This window comes from Superficieibacter sp. 1612_C1 (genome assembly GCF_015234305.1).
Taxonomy (GTDB): domain Bacteria; phylum Pseudomonadota; class Gammaproteobacteria; order Enterobacterales; family Enterobacteriaceae; genus Superficieibacter.
On the sequence record NZ_JADGMI010000010.1, the window covers coordinates 49,928 to 68,194 of the forward strand.

Sequence of the window (18,267 nt, forward strand, 5' to 3'; positions counted from 1 at the left end):
CAACAGAATTGCTGCCCTGCATGTTCTCATTCGAGTTCTTCAGCCCGGTCGATGATCTCCTGACGTACCGCTGAAATATAATTATCCCAAGCCGGTGAGTATTTACTGATATAGCTCAGGACGGTATGTTCTATATTGGATTTTCTGGCAAAATGATTCAGTTTTTCATAGTATTCATGCCAGTCTGCCAGTCCGTTGATCGACCTAGAAAACCCTCTTAGCTTGATGTATTCAGCAGACTCTTCAGCCGAAATAGTGGCAGGATCTATCGCTTCAAACCAGCGTTTGTGATTATATTCCGGGGCACCTTTTTGAGGGAAATCAGCAAGACTAAACTCAAAAATCCGGGTCATAACCGCACGACGTTGTTCTCTTTTATCTGTTCCTGTCAGGCACTTGTTTACTATTTTATGTCTCTCAGAGACAGTTCGGTGTACATCGCCGTCAAGAACACACATAACCTTTTTAATATCCTTGCCGGCAAGCATTAGCCCTGCCAGAACGACCACCGAGTTTTCAGCTGCACCGAACAACTCAACATTCACCTTATCGGTCAGAGCCTCACGTTCCAGAAACACATTGATAGCCGTGCGTGCCAGTTCATCTTCAACGAAAACACTGACCATTTCAGGCTGAATATCGGTCAGCTGTCGTAGTGCATCAGCTGAAACACCAGGAAAAGCAGAGATCCCTGAGCCCATATTGAAGATACTAACAATATTTATTGCCCTTCTGAACTGAACAATAGATTCCCTGTGCGTTGAGAAGACAATTTCAAGCAGAGCGTTTTCGGCTATGGAAATCAATTCTTCAATCAGCTTTTTAAAAGCCTTTTCATGCAAAAGTACATCCAGTTCGTCAATCAGCAGTAAACCATTGGGCCTAAGAAGGGGGTCATGAGCGGCTTTCAGCACTTCAAAAACTCGTTTCTCTCCTGCTCCCATTGTGTGTTCAGTGTAGGTAATTCCGTTTTTGGTAAATTTACTGAATGTGTAGCCACTGCTAGTCGTACAGGTCATCAGATCTGTGTAATCCGCTTCAAGCACGCGACACATAGATTCCAGTATTTTTTGTTTAATATTTGCGGGTTCGAAGCTTTGGCTTACATATTTCGCATGACGTGAAGCAGCCAGATCGTCGGACAAAGTGCCAAGCGTTTGCAGACCCAGATAGAGCGACTCCTTGACTGGACGTCGTGCATATACTGGCTGCCAGCGACTGACTTTGGCATACACCTGAGTAAAGGTATCATTCGGTTCTGTTGTGGGGACAAATGAAATTTTGTTGCCCTGATTGTTCAGGCTTCCTGCGTAAAAATGGGCTGTAAAGCCACTGTCACGCCAGTTGTTATCATCGTGAGGAGTAAAGAAATCTGAAAATCTGTTATTTTCCTTTGAGGTTTTATCCCGGGGTTTGTAACAGCAGGCAAGGGCATGAATAATCGTCGATTTACCGGAGCCGTTCATCCCCATAATGGCAGTAACTTTGCTGTCAGCAGGAAATGTGATTGTACAGTTTGAAATGCCTTTGAGGCTCTGAATCTGTATTTCCTTCAAGCGTAATTGTGCTGGAATGTTTTGCCTGGCTGCCATTCTGATCGGTTCCTTTGTATGCCAATAGTCAAATTAATCCTAAATATTTTACCTTAATTCAGGAAAAAAGTCTGGCATCTAGAGCAGAGGTTTTGACAGGCAGACATTACTTGTTCCGACTTTACCTTTTTTCGGATCTCAGCAGAAAAATCAAGAGATTGATGCTGATAAGACATTAATAAGAGAAGATTGTTGCTATAAACAGATTTTTGCTGTTTTAGTTATATTAGTAGTTAAAATTAATACTACAGCAATAATAATAACTGAACGGCATACCCGAGCCGTTCAGTCAGACTGGTCAGAGATGATTAAATCGTGCCACGACGGAACCATTAATCCCGAGTTCCTGTTTCCAGCCGGTAGTCACCCTGCCCGACAGAGGGTCTTCGTCACTTGCATGCCACGAGGAACTGAAAAGTTTCCCGTCGGAATCGCTTAGCATGTGAAGAACGCCAAAGACACTGTTCCGGACAAGCAGAGAGTAAAATCCTTCATTTTTACCCCATACCTCATATATAACACAGTTGTTGATCCTGACTGGCATTAGGCCATCGGAATCACTCTTTATGTCCAGTGTGATCCCCAATTCCGCAAACCTTTCTGCATGGTAGCTCAGTTCACGCAACTCGCTTCCCAGATGGGTTCCAAAGAAAATAAGCGTATAGTCTTCGTTATCGGCAGTCATCTCCCGTAAATGCTTCAGCAGTTCGTATTCGTCGCGGATGTTGATTGTCCGGAGGGGCAGCAACTGAGTCAGTCCATGATAAACGTCACGAAGCAGAGATAATTTGACGTCAGAAATCGATGTCAGTTCTACGGAAATAGTGCTGTTGATCCCACGGGCAATGATATTTTTAGGTATGGTTCCGTTAACTGATCTGGTCGTCCACGCTATCTCCCCGCACTTTGAGATGATGTAAGAAAATCGGGAAAGCAATGCATCCCGGGCAAGCATAGTGGGTAGTTCGCTGGTAAGAGTAAGCTCGGTATTTTTCAGCCGCTCAGTATCAATCTCAGCGTTAAGCAATTCGGAATGCATGCTCTGGCTGAAAGCCTGAATATAGGCGTCGAGGGTTTCATTAAAACAAACAATCTTATCTTTAAAGGATTTATCAGACATTAAATAACCATCCGAGGGCCTGTCTTCCCGCATTTTAATTCTATGGAGTTGATTAATAATTTGTTCCTTTTGGTGATACGAAAACAGGTTATCGTTCAGTGCCATCCTTACGCGCTGCGTGACAGGAAGGGGCTTGACTGAAAGATAAAAAGCAATATCAGCATAACTGGCGTAAATATTCCTGGCATCTTCATAGGTTCCCATATAGATACGCCCGGATATGATCTCGGTTTCATTAAACGATGAAAAAGCCTTTACGAGATCTGACAGCTTTTTGTACCAGGAATCTTCACCGTCGCACGGGCGACATTCCAGCCTGATAATAATGTCAATAATATCAGTAGAAGACCTCAACGAGGTCGTCATGAGATCGTGTGCTCCTGTCGGATAGACAAGTTCAGAATTAAGAAGTCGTTTTAAAACGTTTTTCAGAGGCACATTCATTTTCTGCTGAACATGCGAAAGAATATATCCGGCAGTGAGCAGGCGAATATCTGTCAGGGCATTGAAAAAAATCATTGCCTGTGCAGCTTTTTCTGAATATTCATTTCCTCTAAGAACAGTCTGCCAGGCCGGTTTGTCAGAGGCCTGAGTAAGATATGACGGCGTCAGGAAGAAGCTGTGCCAGCGGTATTGTTCAAAGAGCTGTTCAAATCGATTCCGGCTGAACCAGAGTAAAAGCATATCTGTACTGTGATCTGAAGCATAGCGGTCGTCTGACATCACAGCCGCCATGACTATCTGGGCTGTCTGATAAAGATGATAAAGCAGTTCAGCCGAGTCAACATCAAACCTGTTCTCGCTACGCCCCCTAATAAGTCGCCACATGTACCAGCTTTCCCATTCTCCTATAAAATCTTTGACAATTTCCCTGTGACGCTGCTCCTGGCTGACCGACAGAGTTTCTGCGTACCCCCTTTTCCAGATGTTCAACGCGTGCCAGACATAGAAAAGAGACTCAATACACTGCTGAAAATCGCCGATTTCACGGCTGTCTGAATAACGATATACAGAGAATGGTACATCAATAATTTTGCGAAAATATTCTCCCGTTGTTTCCAGTGTCTTTACTGCCTCGTGACTGAAAGTGTAAAAATCATGATAGAATGACTGGCTGAATGTAAAGGCCATACCTGATCCAAGACATTCATCAATATAGTTTCCGTCAGCGTACCGGAAGCTTTTTTTTAGCGTTGAAAATGTTTCAATCAGCCTGTCTGTTGCGCTGGTAAAGGTACTTATATTTCTGTCTTCCATTGCATCATAAACCTCACCATAAAAATCACGAGTGATGTGTCTGTACTCTTTCCATTTATTTTGAGGACCCTTTATAAAACATCGTTTAAAAAAGAAAGTCCACCACCATGGGACAATCACGTCAGTTGAGGAAAGTAGTGTTATTGTGTTATCACTTTTCGCCAGTGACGGAAGAATAATAAGCGAGCCATTTTTATCCTGTACGGGTTTCAGTTGGCGTAACAGATAATACAGAGGCCGAAGATTAACATCGCTGATTCCCATATGGTCCTGAATATGGAATTTAACTGAGTCCATACTTTTTTTGCTTGAAGTAGAAAAGGGAAGAATGGTTATCCCCTTAATATAATCCTTGCCTATTTGTGAACCGGGGTATTTTAACCAGGAGTCTTTCAGGGAACGCAGAATATGGTCTTCCACAATCTGTGACTGAAAATATTTCAGCATCAGGCGATCACGGGCTTTGTTGAATAAATCAGATTTGGGGCAAGCATCTTCGTAGTAAGTTGCAACTGTCAGATAATACGCACGCTTTCTGGCATACCTGCCTTTGTCATTTTGTTCAGCGCACGCACCATGGCCAAAGCCTCTGCAACCTGACCATCGTAATCACGCAACGTCAGCGAACCCCCAAATAACTGCTTTACCCTGTACATCGCCGTTTCCGCTATCGACCGACGGTTGTAATCTGTTGTCCATTTCCACCGTGCATTGCTCCCGCTCAGTCGTTGATTCGCAACGGCACGGTTTCGGTCCTCATACCCGACTGGCCAGTAGCCCGCTCCCTTTCGGGGAGGGATGAGCGCACTAATTTTCTTGCGACGCAGTTCGTCATGACATCGCCGCGTATCGTAAGCGCCGTCCGCCGCCGCTGACCTGATTTTTCGGTGGGTCTGCCGGATAAGCCCCGGGAATGCTTCAGCGTCCGTGATGTTGTTCAGTGACAGGTCCGCGCAGATGACTTCATGCGTACTCGCATCAACAGCCAGATGCAGTTTTCGCCAGATACGACGGCGCTCTTTGCCGTGCTTTTTGACTTTCCACTCACCTTCACCGAAGACTTTCAGTCCTGTGGAATCAATCACCAGATGCGCAATTTCACCCCGGGTGGGCGTTTTAAAACTGACGTTAACCGACTTTGCCCGCTTGCTGACACTGGTGTAATCCGGGCAGCGCAGCGGGACATCCATCAGGGCAAAAATGGAATCAATAAAGCCCTGAGCGGCCCGCAGGGTCAGCCGGAATACACGTTTAATCACCAGGACGGTTGTGATGGCAAGGTCTGAATAGCGCTGAGGCCGTCCCCTGGATGCAGGCGTTGCTGACTCATACCAGGCCTGAATCGCCTCGTCGTCCAGCCAGAAAGTGATGGAGCCACGATTAATCAGGGCCTTGTTGTAGTTGCGCCAGTTGGTGATTTTGAACTTCTGCTTTGCCACGGAACTGCCTGCATTGTCAGGATGATGCGTGATCTGATCTTTCAACTCAGCAAAAGTTCGATTTATTCAACAAAGCCCTGTTGATTAAGAATCTGGCTAACTGAATGGAATAGTCTATAATTCAAAAGTTACTGTTTATTATCGTTAAAATTGTTACATAAGGGAATTACCATGAACAGAATAAACCCATTAGCGATAGTTATGGTTGTATTCATAGCAATCATTGCTTCCGGCTGTTCGTCTAATCAGGCCATTAAAACTACTGACGGGCGGACTATCGTGACCGATGGAAAACCTCAGATTGACGATGATACTGGTCTGGTTTCCTATAAGGATGCTCAGACTGGCAGAAATGAGCAGATCAACCGCGACAAAATTACTAATATGAGTGAGCTGGACAACTAATTAAAGGGGAAGTGCTATGAAAAAGTTTTTACTTACGGCTTTTGCGGCAACGATTGTTCTGTCTGCTCTGACTGGTTGTACACGTACCAGTTATGCGATACATACCAATGACGGACGCACGATCATCAGTGACGGGAAACCCAGTGAGTCTGAAACTGGCCTGCTCGGATACACTGATGCCAACGGTGTGAAACAACAAATTAACAAAACCGACGTCAGAGAAGTAGCCGAGATACCACATTGATATCTATGGAAAGCCGCCATTGGCGGCTTTTTTTGTGCCTGCGTGGTTTCTTAATGTAAGATAAAGCAGACTGTCTGCGGCTGTGGTGTTTAATAACAAGGCGATACTATTGTCATAATTTTTCCTGTTAAACTTTGTCAAAAATCAGCCAAATTCATACGAATCCTAAGGGTTATATATCGCAGCATTTTAAATGAGTGTATAGTAGCTGGGGTGTTCTGTAAGGAATTCCAGTTTTTTCCAGACGATGCGGAGATTACACGTTAAGGGGAAAATTATTACCTGCCAGCCTCCCGGCTTTTGATTGCCGTATAAAATGTGATCCTACCCACGTAATATGGACACAACCCTAAGCGAGGTTCTGGTTTTCAAACTGTTCCGGACTGAGACCGCCACAGGCACTGTGACGACGCCACCGGTTGTAATCGCACTCGATATAATTAAACACTGCTGTCCGCATTATTTCCCGGCTGGCAAAGTCCTCTCCGTGGATACATTCCACCTTCAGCGTGTGGAAGAAGCTTTCCGCACAGGCATTGTCGTAACAATCGCCTCTGGCGCTCATACTGCCCTGCAGATTATGGCGTTTCATTAAGCTCTGGTAATCCGTTGAACAGTACTGACCACCTCTGTCTGTATGCACGATGACATTTTCCGGACGTTTACGCCGCCACAACGCCATCTGTAACGCATCGCAGGCAAGCTGTGCTGTCATCCGCGAGGACATCGAACAGCCAATGACTGACCGCGACCACAGGTCAATAACCACGGCCAGATAAAGCCAGCCTTCACCAGTGCGAAGATACGTGATGTCATCACCCACCCACTTCTGATTCGGGCCCCTGGCGTAAAAGTCCTGCTTCAGCAGATTCTCTGATACTGGCAGACCAGGCTCATGATAACTGACCAGGCTGAACCGGCGGGAGGCTTTCGCCCGCAGTCCCTGCCAGCGCAGGCTGGCCGCCACGGTTTATATGTTATACACCAGTCACTGACATCCGTCAGGCGTGGCGCACCATAGCGCTGTTTTGTGTCACTGAATGCCTCCCGGACGACGTTATCACAGACAAGGCAGAACTGCTGACGCTGGTTTATCTGATGACGATGCTGATGCCAGACGTACCACCCGCTACGGGCAACCTGAAGTACACGGCACGTGGCTTTCATACTGAACTCAGCCTGATGTTTTTCGATGAAGACATACTTCATTTCAGGCGCTTTGCGAAGTATGTCGCAGCCTTTTGGAGAATGGCCAGTTCCTCATCCCGTTCTGCCAGTTGACGCTTCAGACGGGCGATCTCAGCGGACATCTCCTGTTCACATTCAGAAGAAGAGAGCTGACTTTGCTGTTTGCTTCGCCAGTTGTAGAGCTGTGATTCATACAGGCTAAGTTCGCGGGCGACTGCGGCCACACCCATACGTTCAGCCAGTTTCAGGCTTCCTGACGAAATTCAGGCGTGTGCTGTTTGCGTGGCTTTTTGGTAGTCGATACAGGCTTTGTCATGTGAGGCACCTCTGGTTAAGAGTTTACTCACTTAGTCGCGTGTTTACTATTGCAGGGTAAGATCAGCGACTACCATCTCCGATATTCAGCGCATGTTCAACGGCATGAGTGATAATCTGCCTGTCATAGCAAAGAGTATGGGTATCTACCTCAACCCAAAAATCGGGGCAGACTGGCAAGTGCGCGGGCTGCAAAAACGCGAGGTGACTCCGGGGCGGAATGAAAAATACTATCTGGCCAGAGCGCTGCACACCGGAACGGGGAAAGTCAGCCACGTTGGTGGCAATTGCAAAAGTTTGGTGCTGTTTATCAATCTGCTTAAGCACCTTAAGGCAAGCTACTGCGGCGCTAAAACGATCATACTCATCGTCGATAACGACATCATCCATAAAAGTCGCGAAACTCAGCGTTGGCTGAAAGCGAACCCGAAGTTCAGAGTGATTTATCAGCCAGTTTACTCGCGCCATGGGGGAATCACGTTGAGCGGTTATGGCAAGCATTTCACAACACGATAACGCGCAAACATCAATGCCGTTCAATGTGGCAGTTGCTGAAAAAGGTAAGGCACTTTATGGAAATCGCCAGTCAGTTCCCCGGAGGGAAACATGATCTGGCAAAAGTGTGGCGGTATTAGGCGCAGCTATTTAGGACAAAGGTTCTTGGTTAAAGTGAACATGCAATAAGATGAATGATGTCATTGATATCGGGGGCAGTTAAACGCTCACGGTATCTGTACATTCCGTTACGTATTGCTAAGAAAATTGAGAACGATTAATAACTGATAACTCAAGTTATCAAATACCAGAATCGGTCAGTGTTGCCCTCACATGAGGAAAACTCTGAGGATAATTTTGCTGAATAAACTCAATCATTTTTTCACGCACATGGCAGCGTAAATCCCACGCAATGGGAGAATTCTGTGCCGTCATCAATAATCTGACAGTCATAGTCTTGTCATTAGTATCGGTAACCTGGAGCACCTGAGTCTGTTGATCCCAGAGTTTTGTTTCACTGAGTACTTTTTCAAAATGCTTACGGAGAGGATCTAATGGCATTGAATAATCAAGGTAAAGAAAAACTGAACCCAATATTTGTGCGTTATTACGCGTCCAGTTCTGGAAGGTATTTTCTGTAAAGTATGTAATTGGCAGTACAAGTCGGCGGAGATCCCATATACGCACAACAACATAAGTCAGGTTGATCTCCTCAATCCAGCCCCATTCATTTTCAACGACCACTGCATCGTCAATTTTTATAGGTTGCGTAAAGGCTATCTGAATTCCGGCAAAAAGGTTGACCAGCGTCTTCTGAAGAGCAAATCCAATTATTATTCCTGCTACGCCGGCACCGGCCAGGATTGTAGTGCCAAATTTTCGAACAGCAGGGAAGCTGAGTAGAATCAGGGAAACACAGAATAACACAAGCAGAACGATAGCAACTTTTTTAACATATATTAATTGCGTGCGAATTTTACGAGCGCGAAGGTTATTTGAAAGGTTAATATCATAACGAATGAAAAGCATATCCTGCGCCACATTAATCAATCGAATTAAAACAGAACAAACTGATAAAATAATAAACATATTGATTGTCGATGTAATAAAAACCAAAGAATTCGGATTAATTTTGATATAATTAATCCCAATATTTATTAACAGTAAGGGGATGAAAAAAAACATGGAACCACGAAGATGCTTTTCAAGGGATTTGAATAACTTTCTGTCACGACCCTGCCAGTAACGGATAAGCCTGAGAAGTGTAAATCGGGCCAGAAAACCTAGTGCGAATGAGAAAGTGACGAGCAATACAGCAGGTACCCATGATGGAGCACCAGATAACTCATCTAATAAAAATATCATTATTTCCCCTTATGTTCAGCCAACAACTTTTAGTTGTCAGATAAGTAACAAAAATCAGTAACCATTGTCTGCTCGGTTATCTGCAGATTACATAATTACACATATTAGTTTAGGAAAAATTTAATCAACTGACTTCCCTGGATGATAAAAAAACATAAAGAAACAGATAGCTTATCGGTTGCATAAACATAACTTTATGAAATTTATGAGATATTTAATTTTATAAGCTGTTCAGCAGGATATCTGTACAAAAACTACTCAGGCAAAGCAATTCAGGTATCTTACAGAACATCAGGGGGACGTCTTGCTCATTAAATACACATTATCCATGCTTTTTCCCCACATCCTTATGCCCTTCTGGCTCTACAGTGAGGCGAAAGGACGCAGTGAGACAACCAATGAATATTGATTTGCACACATACGTAAGGGCTCAATATACCGTGTTAATTTCAGACCTAACGCCAGAAAACGCTATGATTCCGATTGTACTAAGACTGAGTGGCATAGTTTCCGCCACGCAGCTACCGTCAGCTATCGGTTATCCAGCGGGTCTTGCTACGCGTCAGATGGCGATGGTCTATGACGAACAACCAGACTACCTGCTGGTACTAGAGGTGAACGCCCCGCACAACTTTGTACCAGATTTGCACCGTAAGATGTTGCTAGCCACTCTCCGAAATACCGACGCACGCATCAAAGAATCGCTAGCCCTTACGCAGGGAGATTTTTCGCAAGATCCGCCTTACCAATTTATGGAGTTGTCCATGCTCACGCAGCATGCAGACAAGGTAGCCAGAATGGCAGGATGTGCTCCAGCTGGCAGTCAGGCGCACCATCAACCTTCCATTTCAGATACCGTCGGCGTCGTCTTTGGGTTATTCGGCACTATGTTGGTTTATACCAATGTCGCCAGCTTTATGCCCGATCCCAATCAGGCTGTTTTCTGGACAGAAGAACTCAAACAAGCGGCTCAGCTTGATTCTACGCTGATGCTGCTGGCCTTTGTTTTATCCTTATTGGCTTCGGAACTAAAACCGGGCTTTTCCCGATGCACGCCTGGCTGCCGGACGCCCATAGCGAAGCGCCCAGCCCGGTCATCACCCTGCTTCCAGCAGAGCTGCTGAATTGCGCTCTGTTGGTATTGATTCGTTACTACATCATTATTTGCCAGGCCGTCGGCGAAGATTTCCCCGGTGAATTACTACTGATATTCGGGCTGCTTTCAGTCGCCGTCGCAGCGTTCTTTATCCTCGTCCAGCAGGACATGAAACGTCTACTGGCTTACTCAAGCGTAGAGAACATGGGACTTGTCGCTGTCGCGCCATGCATTGGCGGGCCGCTGGGAATTCTGGCCGCCCTGCTCCATACGCTTAATCATAGCCTGGAGAAAGCCTTGATGTTCTGCGACTCAGGCAATGTCCTGATGAAGTATGGCACCCGTAATCCGGATGTTGTCTGCGATATGTTAAAAATCATGCCGCTTACCGCCACGCTGCTTGCCGGTGGCGTGCTGGCGCCTGGCGGCATGCCGCCATTCAACATTTTCTCAGCGAGTTTATGACCGTAACGGCGGGTCTTGCCCGCGACCATCTATTTATCACCATCCTTTTATTGCTGCTGCTGACGCGGGTGCTGGCAGGTCTGGTGCGTATGGTGGCGCGAGTATTTTTCGCCCGTCCACCAGAAGCAGTCAGCCGTGGCGAGCTGGGCTGGCTGACGACGGCACCCATGGCTGTTCTGCTGGTGATGATGCTGTTGATGGGCATCCATATCCCACATCCCGTAAGCCAGATTCTGGAGGATGCCTCGGCCATCGTCCTGTCAGTAACGCAGTAACAGCCGGTGAAGTTCAACGGCTGGCAGGATGTTATTAACCCGACTCTCGCATCGGTACCCCCCACTGCGTGAACGCCGGGAAGACATCCCCTGCTGGCAAAATACTTCACGCGAAAAATATCTAAACGCATGAATCGCATTATTGACACCATTCCCGAAGAAACTCTGCGTCATCTGATGTCGTGGGACTGGCCAGGCAACGTCCGCGAACCAGAAAACGTTATTGAACGCGCAGTTCTGTTGATGCGTGGCACCAGACTGAATTTATATATTAATTCAAGACAGACACGCCTGCTGCCTACATTGGGCGACGCCCTCCCTACGAAAGGTCCAATGGCGCAGATGTTGAATCCTGCCAACCCGGAAAACGATAAAGAGGAACGCCAGCGAATTATCCAGGTATTAAAAGAGACCAATGGTATTGTCGCCGGACCGCGCGATGCAGCAACCCGTCTTGGAATGAAACCCACGACACTGCTTTCTCGGGTGCAACGCCTGGGGATCGCTGTCCACGAAGTGTTATGAAAATCGGCAGGTGACGGCAGTCACAATTTTCAATTATACCAAAAAATGTATTCTGGCACGCGCTTTGCGGATATTTCAGCAACTATGCATTTCTCAATGCTCTCCAGGAGTCTGCTATGAAGAATGATATTTCTTTTGATTTACGTATGCCCGCTGAAATGGCCAAAATGGCGGAACAGGCCGGAGTCTATAAAGTTACAAAGAAAAAAGAACTCGCGTTTTTTCTGGCTGTAACGGCGGGTATCTTCATTTCCATTGCTTTTGTTTTTTATATCACCGTCACTACCGGTGCGACCCCTGCCAGTTCGCTCACTAAAATGGCATGAGATCTCTGCTTTACACTCGGACTGATTCCGGTAGTGGTTTGAGGTGCCGATCTCTTTACCTCAACCGTAATGACGGTCATGGCAAAAGCCAGCAGTTTAATATGCTGGCGACAATTAATCATTAACTGGATTATTGTTTATTTCGGTAATTTTGTCGGCGCGCTCTTTTTCGTATTTCTGATCTGGTTCTCCGGATAAATCATGAGCAGCAATGGCTTATGGGGACTCAACGTCCTGCAAACCGCCAACCATAAAATGCACCATACTTTTATTGAAGCTGTCTGTCTGGGCACACTCTGCAATTTAATGGTCTGTCTTGCCGTCTGGATGAGCTATTCGGGTCATTCGTTAACCGACAAAATCGTCGCGATGCTGTTACCCATCGGCATGTTTGTCGCCAGCGGTTTTGAACACAGTATCGCAAATATGTTTCTTATTCCCCTGGGTATTATGATTCGTGACTATGCACCAGATGAATTCTGGTATATAACACAAACGACTGCGAATAATTTTCCGAGTCTAACGGTGAGCAATCTTGTTACCGATAACCTGATACCTGTGGCTATTGGTAATATCATCGGCGGCAGCGTACTGGTCAGTATTACCTACTGGATAATATATTTGTGCGAGCAGCATCACTGAAATTACTGACAGTATGATACCTGATTTTTTGTAAATTCATCAGGGCGCATAAGGTGTTATTGAATTAATCAGAGCCAGAAGGCTGGCTAGGCGCCTGACAGAAAGGAATAATATGGGGTTATGAGTCTCCCGTCATGAGAGATGAACTCACCTGGGCAGAGTCCATTAATTACATAATCTTTTGTAAAACAGCCGGATGCACCCCGGTTTCACCATCGCCAGATAATACCTCGCCGTTTTGTCGTAACATGTGGCAATGCGACGGTATTCTTTCAGATGGCCAAAACACCGCTCAACAACGTTGCGAGTGCGGCAGGCATCACGGTCGTGTTGTGAACGACCATCTGCTGCCATTTTTTTATTAGATTTCCGCAGGATAACCACTTTATCCTTTTTCTTTCAGCTCATTGCGAAGCGTATGTCCTGAGTAAGCTTTATCAGCCAGCACCGTATAACCACGACGCTTCATGCTGCCGTTCTGGCGCTGAACACCAATACCGTCCTGAAGACATAATGTGGACTGGCTTTCGTGAGCCTGTCCGGGGCTCAGCACGATATCTAACGGCAGACCGCTTCCGGCGGTTGCCAGATGAATTTTGGTGCTAAAACCACGAGAGAGCGACCCAGCCCATTATCTCCGGTGATATTGGAATGTTTTTTTGCGCACCGGCGGCGCACCTGAGTGCCCGGATATTGCTGCCATGCAGCGCGGTCGCGGACCAGTCAATGAGACCACAAACATCAAGAGAAGAAATTAAACTGTCGAAAAAAATGCTAAAAATTCCCGATTCAGACCATCGGTTAAAACGGTTATAAACGGTCTTCCATGGGCGATAACGGTCAGGCTAATCGCCTGAACACAGCACCCAGAACATGCCGTTAATGAATTTATGGTGCTTAGCCCATTGACGTCCGGCCCGTGGTGTTGCTGGTTCAGCAGGGGATAAGTGCTGGATGATAGTCCATGCTTCATCGGGAAGGTCGTAGCGAGCTATAGTTCAATGTGTTGCGGAAACAGATAGTTACTATAGCTCAGGTGATTAAGGGACACAGCCTAATCATACAGCATCAGTTTTCTGGAACTTTTACTATAGAATGATCCCGCTGTATTCGGTTCTTTGAAAATCCAAGGATTGCGAACAAATTAATAAAAGCTTAAGATCCTTAAGCAGAGTGAACAGTTATAATTACAATTGGTTACAATACCTGCATCTGTCGAGAGGCGTAAGAGACGGAGTGATACACAAATTACCGGGCCGGACAAGTTTGTTTTATAGATCGTACGACCCTGAAAGGTGGTCCAGTCAACCTTTTAATATTCTATGCCGCAGGGATCAGGCTTCACAGTGATATGGTCAGTAAGATTTTTTTGATATCGATTTCATAATTGACCTTTTGTGCGTTCAGAAAGTAATTATTGACTTTATGGTAAGCAATCATAGTAAAACAGTCTAAAGTTTAATGGTGGTGTATCCCCCTGAGCGGCGGGGCGTAAGTGGCTGTGGTTATCTTGCCAACACGCGGTTCATGGTCAGCCAGCCAAAGAACCACCGGGAGGCACCCGGCACCACATTCATCTGTAGGGTACAAAAACTTTTTCCTGCCTGAACTTTTAATCAAGGCAGGCTTTTTTTTAAGAACAACGGTTATTTCGTGTGATCAGGCTTGCATTTTGTGTATTCTCTCATTAATCATGACGAAACGGCTTATGTGAAAAACATGATGAGTTTTCTATTTTGAAGATAGCAGTCAGTCGGATGGAAAATGATAACGCAACCTGACACGCAATTTCCGGCACTGTCACAGACTTGCCGGAGAATGTGTCATTATCCCTACCGTCAAGGCCGTTGATTTCATGTCTGGAACTTCCTGCAACATCCTTCTATATGGTGTTCAGATTATTTCATATAAACAGAGTGTCGGCATCCTTACAGCATACAGCAGGGCTTACGTTCAAAAGGCTACTTTGTTAACATTTCGTGCGATTCGACAGGCTTTTTTGTCTAAGAAAAGGAAAAACGCGTCAAAGTTGTCTAAATTTGAAAAGTGGTGAATCCCCCTGTGCGGAGGGGCGAACCAGTTCTCAATTGGTGTTATTTGTTATTGCTCGCGGGCTTGCTGGCTGGAGCAGGCTCACCGGGAGGCACCCGGCACTACATGTATAACACCTTTTTATTTAGTGGTTTCGTTGAAGCATCGTTCAGCTAAGTTCTTGCGGGTGCAGACTTTGAGTTCTACTCATTGCCTGCCAGTGCAATAGTCATCCCCACTTATGACTTTAATAAAAAAGTGGTGGCGGCAGGGAAAGACCTGCATCACTGCCAGCAATTTGAATTTATTTCCATATGGTTTACCGTTGCTGTCAATCTTATGCCCCTGATAGCGGTAATCTTTAAGGAAACGTTATAACTGTGCGCCCTCTTATCGCAGGATGTGGTCAGTCTGTTTTTATTTTACTCTTAATATGGTTACTGATCGGGGCTTAACCAGACAAATGCTGTACCAGGCTTTTCTTATGTAAACTCTGTATTCTCATTATGTATGACCCGATCAATGTTATGTTTCCGCTTTACTAAAATCCAAAACGCGTTTTAAGATAAAAAATGTGGTGAATCCCCCTGAGCGGAGGGGCGAACCAGGAACGGCTCATCTGCTGTTGTACGCATTGCGAGAATCGCGGGTTATGTGTACTGGCGCAGACCCACCGGGAGGCACCCGGCACCACAATTTTTTTGCAGTCCTTTCTTTTTTGACTTTTTGTGCTTTAGAACTGATTTTATTGCTGACAGGCAGAGAAAACGAAAAAAATTGTCTATGCTTGAGTAGAAGTGAATCCCCCCTATGCGGAGGGGCGTAACCAGCAACCCTTACTCGAGGGTTAACCGTCATCAATACGCAAGTTCCAGTTGCTGGCTGGACTTACCGGGAGGCACCCGGCGCTACATAAATTCGCTTTAGCTTTTTTTTCATGATTATTTGATGCCTGCTTGCCCGAGCAGGTTTTTTTTTGGAATTTCGCTTCAACAGAACTACTTTACTGAAAAGAATCAGAAAATGTTATATAACTGTTCCGGTAAGGTACTGAATTGAAAAGATGGAGTAGATTTTTTATATAATACTGACCAGGGAAAGGGATTCCCTTCTGTATTTAATAACACATCATTTCGGTAACCGATAAGGGCGAGATTGGTGAATGAAGCTTTGCGATATGCTTCCTGATGACTGCTGTACATGTCTTAACTTTCTACGCTCAAGATTTGTATCGCAGACAGGTTAGTTATATAACATCACAGTGAACTGAAGGCCGGGCAGTTATTATAGCCACCCGGCTTGTGATTACTCTGCCAGCTCTTTTGTCTTAAGCTGTTCAAAGTAAAATTCATAACGCTTCAGGAATTGCATCCTGCAGTCTTCATCCATGTTGCCGGTAATAGCATCTGTGGGCAGCTGTCGGCCCAGAAGACGCATTCTGGCAAAACTTAAAGCAATAAAATCTAAATCTCCGGAAAACAAAACACACTTATCACTTTTCAAAGGCATAAATTCCTCCGCTGTCATACAATTTGAAAGGAAAGATGCGCATATACTAAGTATAGTTCAAAAAACGATGATCTGTTTATTTTATTCTGGTAAATTAACGCATCTCAGAAGTTATGCCCTTCTACCGGTTAAGCCCTGTCGCCCCAGAATACAGAAAGTAGCCGCGTATTCTGAGCATTGGCCCAGTCAGCAGAATCGATTCCAATCCGGACGTACCATGCCTGAATACTTTCTCTTAACGTTTGACAGGAATATGCTATTTTAGTCAGCCCAACATATACTGAGACGATTGTGTGCGGATTTCCCATTTGGACACAGGCTTGCTGATATCGTATTGATTTAAGCAATAACACAAAACCAGATTCAGAACTTGCAAAACGGATGTAGTCCATAGATATAAAAGATGGCTTAGGGGATAGCATACTTACGGCAAAGCTCCCCCGGAAGAGACCAGGGCTTCGGCCTCCCGGTGAATACTGATGATCTGTTCACCGGAAAAATGCTTCCTCATGAGATATCCTCAGGTTAAAGATGAAGACAATACTAACATCGCGGTGTGTTTATCAACCGGGAGCAGGTCCGTTAGGTTTTAGCCGAAAGCGTCTTGATAAGGTAAGGTATAACATAACCAAAAAGGCGGAACCGCTGACGCTGGTTCTGTATTAAGTTGAATACCATAAGTGAGATCATAATAAGTAACAGAAATTGCCCTGAGGGCATTAAATATTTTATAATTTTCTGACTGTAGAAACAAAATTTTGTATTAAAATTTAATGCGTTCTGGTGTGGATTGCTTATAATGGCAGTCAGGATTTTTTAGGGTAGGCATAAAATATGAGACTGAAAACGAAAGTTTCTGCATCGACGTTTTTCCTTTTTATCATCTCACTGTTTTTTCCATTTTTGGCGGATCTGCAAACGCCACTGATGCACGGTGAGATAGTTAAGTGGATCGAAAACAGCCAGGCGGTCTGGCTCCTGTTTGGTGCCATATTTACGTTTTTTTATATGAATACGATGCGACATGAGCAGAAAAAGTTCTGGTTATGGGCCGTGGTATGGTGGATTGTTCTGTTAGGTAGAAGTATCAGTTGGGGAAGAAACTATTTACCTGATGAACCAAAATTTATCTTTAGAGCTATTTCGATTCTATTGATTGCAATGTTGCTTCTTCCCGTGATTTTTTCGAATGCTTTACGAAATGCTATTGCCATAAGATTTCGAACTGTACAGTTACCGTTATGGACGACTCTGTTTGTAGTAGTGACTTTTCTTATCGCCGATTCGGTAGAACATCATAGATTTATCGCTCCGCTATTTTTGCATAATATGCAGTACACTGATTTAATTGAAGAGCTTTACGAGACTGTTTTTCTGCTGGGCCTTTTTGAAGTATCGTTTGAAGTTATGAAAGATGAAAAAAAACGCCTTTCCAAGTAGCTATATTAAATACATTAATAATGTTGCAGTCCCATAATGATTATCGAGTTATGGTTATCGATTTCCATAAAGTGAAGGACTTCTTTAATAAATGCTCATATTTCGACACTAAAGGGGCTTTGTTGAATAAATCAGATTTGGGGCAAGCATCTTCGTAGTAAGTTGCAACTGTCAGATAATACGCACGCTTTCTGGCATACCTGCCTTTGTCATTTTGTTCAGCGCACGCACCATGGCCAAAGCCTCTGCAACCTGACCATCGTAATCACGCAACGTCAGCGAACCCCCAAATAACTGCTTTACCCTGTACATCGCCGTTTCCGCTATCGACCGACGGTTGTAATCTGTTGTCCATTTCCACCGTGCATTGCTCCCGCTCAGTCGTTGATTCGGGGGTCCGCTTGGAAAACGGAATCTATGGTCACTCCCGTTTTTGCAACACCGATTTTGACGACAAGTTGGCTTGCTTGAATCTATCCGGCGTCTGAATGGGATTTTATTCCCGCGCCTTGATGAGTTCCGCGCCTGATGAACCTCC

The 18,267-nt window shown here is 45.1% G+C and carries 8 protein-coding genes and 7 pseudogenes; 7 read left to right on the top strand and 8 right to left on the bottom strand.

The genetic code is table 11. The features are described 5' to 3' along the window. Nucleotides 1–26 precede the first annotated feature (26 nt). The 3 genes from INT84_RS23670 to INT84_RS23680 all read right to left on the bottom strand — a co-directional run bounded on the left by INT84_RS23670 (nt 27) and on the right by INT84_RS23680 (nt 5,453). Complete coding sequence (locus INT84_RS23670) at nt 27–1,592, bottom strand: AAA family ATPase (protein ID WP_194208732.1); 1,566 nt, start codon at nt 1,590–1,592, stop codon at nt 27–29. A gap of 298 nt (nt 1,593–1,890) precedes the next feature. Further along, on the bottom strand, nt 1,891–4,389 hold the full coding sequence (locus INT84_RS23675; protein ID WP_194208733.1) for a hypothetical protein: 2,499 nt from the start codon (nt 4,387–4,389) through the stop codon (nt 1,891–1,893). A gap of 95 nt (nt 4,390–4,484) precedes the next feature. After that, a complete protein-coding gene (locus INT84_RS23680; RefSeq protein WP_072204051.1) occupies nt 4,485–5,453 on the bottom strand; it encodes an IS5 family transposase in 969 nt (322 codons plus the stop codon). Nucleotides 5,454–5,609: 156 nt separating this feature from the next. On the opposite strand from INT84_RS23680, the gene INT84_RS23685 reads away from it, so the two are divergent. Both INT84_RS23685 and INT84_RS23690 read left to right on the top strand, forming a co-directional pair. After that, the gene (locus INT84_RS23685; RefSeq protein ID WP_369797681.1) at nt 5,610–5,813 is read left to right on the top strand and encodes a YgdI/YgdR family lipoprotein; all 204 of its coding nucleotides are present in this window, start codon (nt 5,610–5,612) and stop codon (nt 5,811–5,813) included. A 16-nt stretch (nt 5,814–5,829) separates the two neighbouring features. Then, nucleotides 5,830–6,057: a YgdI/YgdR family lipoprotein gene (locus INT84_RS23690; protein WP_032636835.1), complete on the top strand. Its 228-nt coding sequence runs from the start codon at nt 5,830–5,832 to the stop codon at nt 6,055–6,057. 349 nt (nt 6,058–6,406) lie between these two features. On the opposite strand, the pseudogene INT84_RS23695 reads toward INT84_RS23690, so the two are convergent. Beyond that, a pseudogene (locus tag INT84_RS23695) lies at nt 6,407–7,561 on the bottom strand (IS3 family transposase). Nucleotides 7,562–7,704: 143 nt separating this feature from the next. Between INT84_RS23695 and INT84_RS23700 the strand changes: the two are divergent. Then, nucleotides 7,705–8,195, top strand: a pseudogene (locus tag INT84_RS23700) (IS630 family transposase); the annotation flags it as partial. A gap of 160 nt (nt 8,196–8,355) precedes the next feature. On the opposite strand, the gene INT84_RS23705 reads toward INT84_RS23700, so the two are convergent. Then, nucleotides 8,356–9,420 (bottom strand): mechanosensitive ion channel family protein, encoded by a 1,065-nt coding sequence (locus INT84_RS23705; RefSeq protein WP_194208734.1) that lies wholly within the window; start codon nt 9,418–9,420, stop codon nt 8,356–8,358. An 854-nt stretch (nt 9,421–10,274) separates the two neighbouring features. On the opposite strand from INT84_RS23705, the pseudogene INT84_RS23710 reads away from it, so the two are divergent. From INT84_RS23710 to focA, 3 pseudogenes are all read left to right on the top strand, one after another. Continuing rightward, nucleotides 10,275–11,256 (top strand): annotated as a pseudogene (locus INT84_RS23710) (hydrogenase 4 subunit F); the annotation flags it as partial. 58 nt (nt 11,257–11,314) lie between these two features. After that, nucleotides 11,315–11,781, top strand: a pseudogene (locus tag INT84_RS23715) (hydrogenase); the annotation flags it as partial. A 116-nt stretch (nt 11,782–11,897) separates the two neighbouring features. Next, nucleotides 11,898–12,749 (top strand): annotated as a pseudogene (focA, locus tag INT84_RS23720) (formate transporter FocA). A gap of 165 nt (nt 12,750–12,914) precedes the next feature. Here the strand turns inward: focA and INT84_RS23725 are convergent. Together INT84_RS23725 and INT84_RS23730 are read right to left on the bottom strand one after the other, a co-directional pair. Next, nucleotides 12,915–13,744 (bottom strand): annotated as a pseudogene (locus INT84_RS23725) (IS5 family transposase). Between the two features lie 2,341 nt (nt 13,745–16,085). Further along, nucleotides 16,086–16,289 carry a glycogen synthesis protein GlgS gene (locus INT84_RS23730; RefSeq protein WP_194208735.1) on the bottom strand — a complete coding sequence of 68 codons (204 nt, stop codon included), beginning with the start codon at nt 16,287–16,289 and terminating at the stop codon, nt 16,086–16,088. A gap of 834 nt (nt 16,290–17,123) precedes the next feature. Here INT84_RS23730 and INT84_RS23735 point away from each other — a divergent pair. After that, the gene (locus INT84_RS23735; RefSeq protein ID WP_194208736.1) at nt 17,124–17,729 is read left to right on the top strand and encodes a hypothetical protein; all 606 of its coding nucleotides are present in this window, start codon (nt 17,124–17,126) and stop codon (nt 17,727–17,729) included. A gap of 171 nt (nt 17,730–17,900) precedes the next feature. Here INT84_RS23735 and INT84_RS23740 read toward each other — a convergent pair. Then, nucleotides 17,901–18,119, bottom strand: a pseudogene (locus INT84_RS23740) (IS5/IS1182 family transposase); the annotation flags it as partial. Nucleotides 18,120–18,267: the final 148 nt, after the last annotated feature.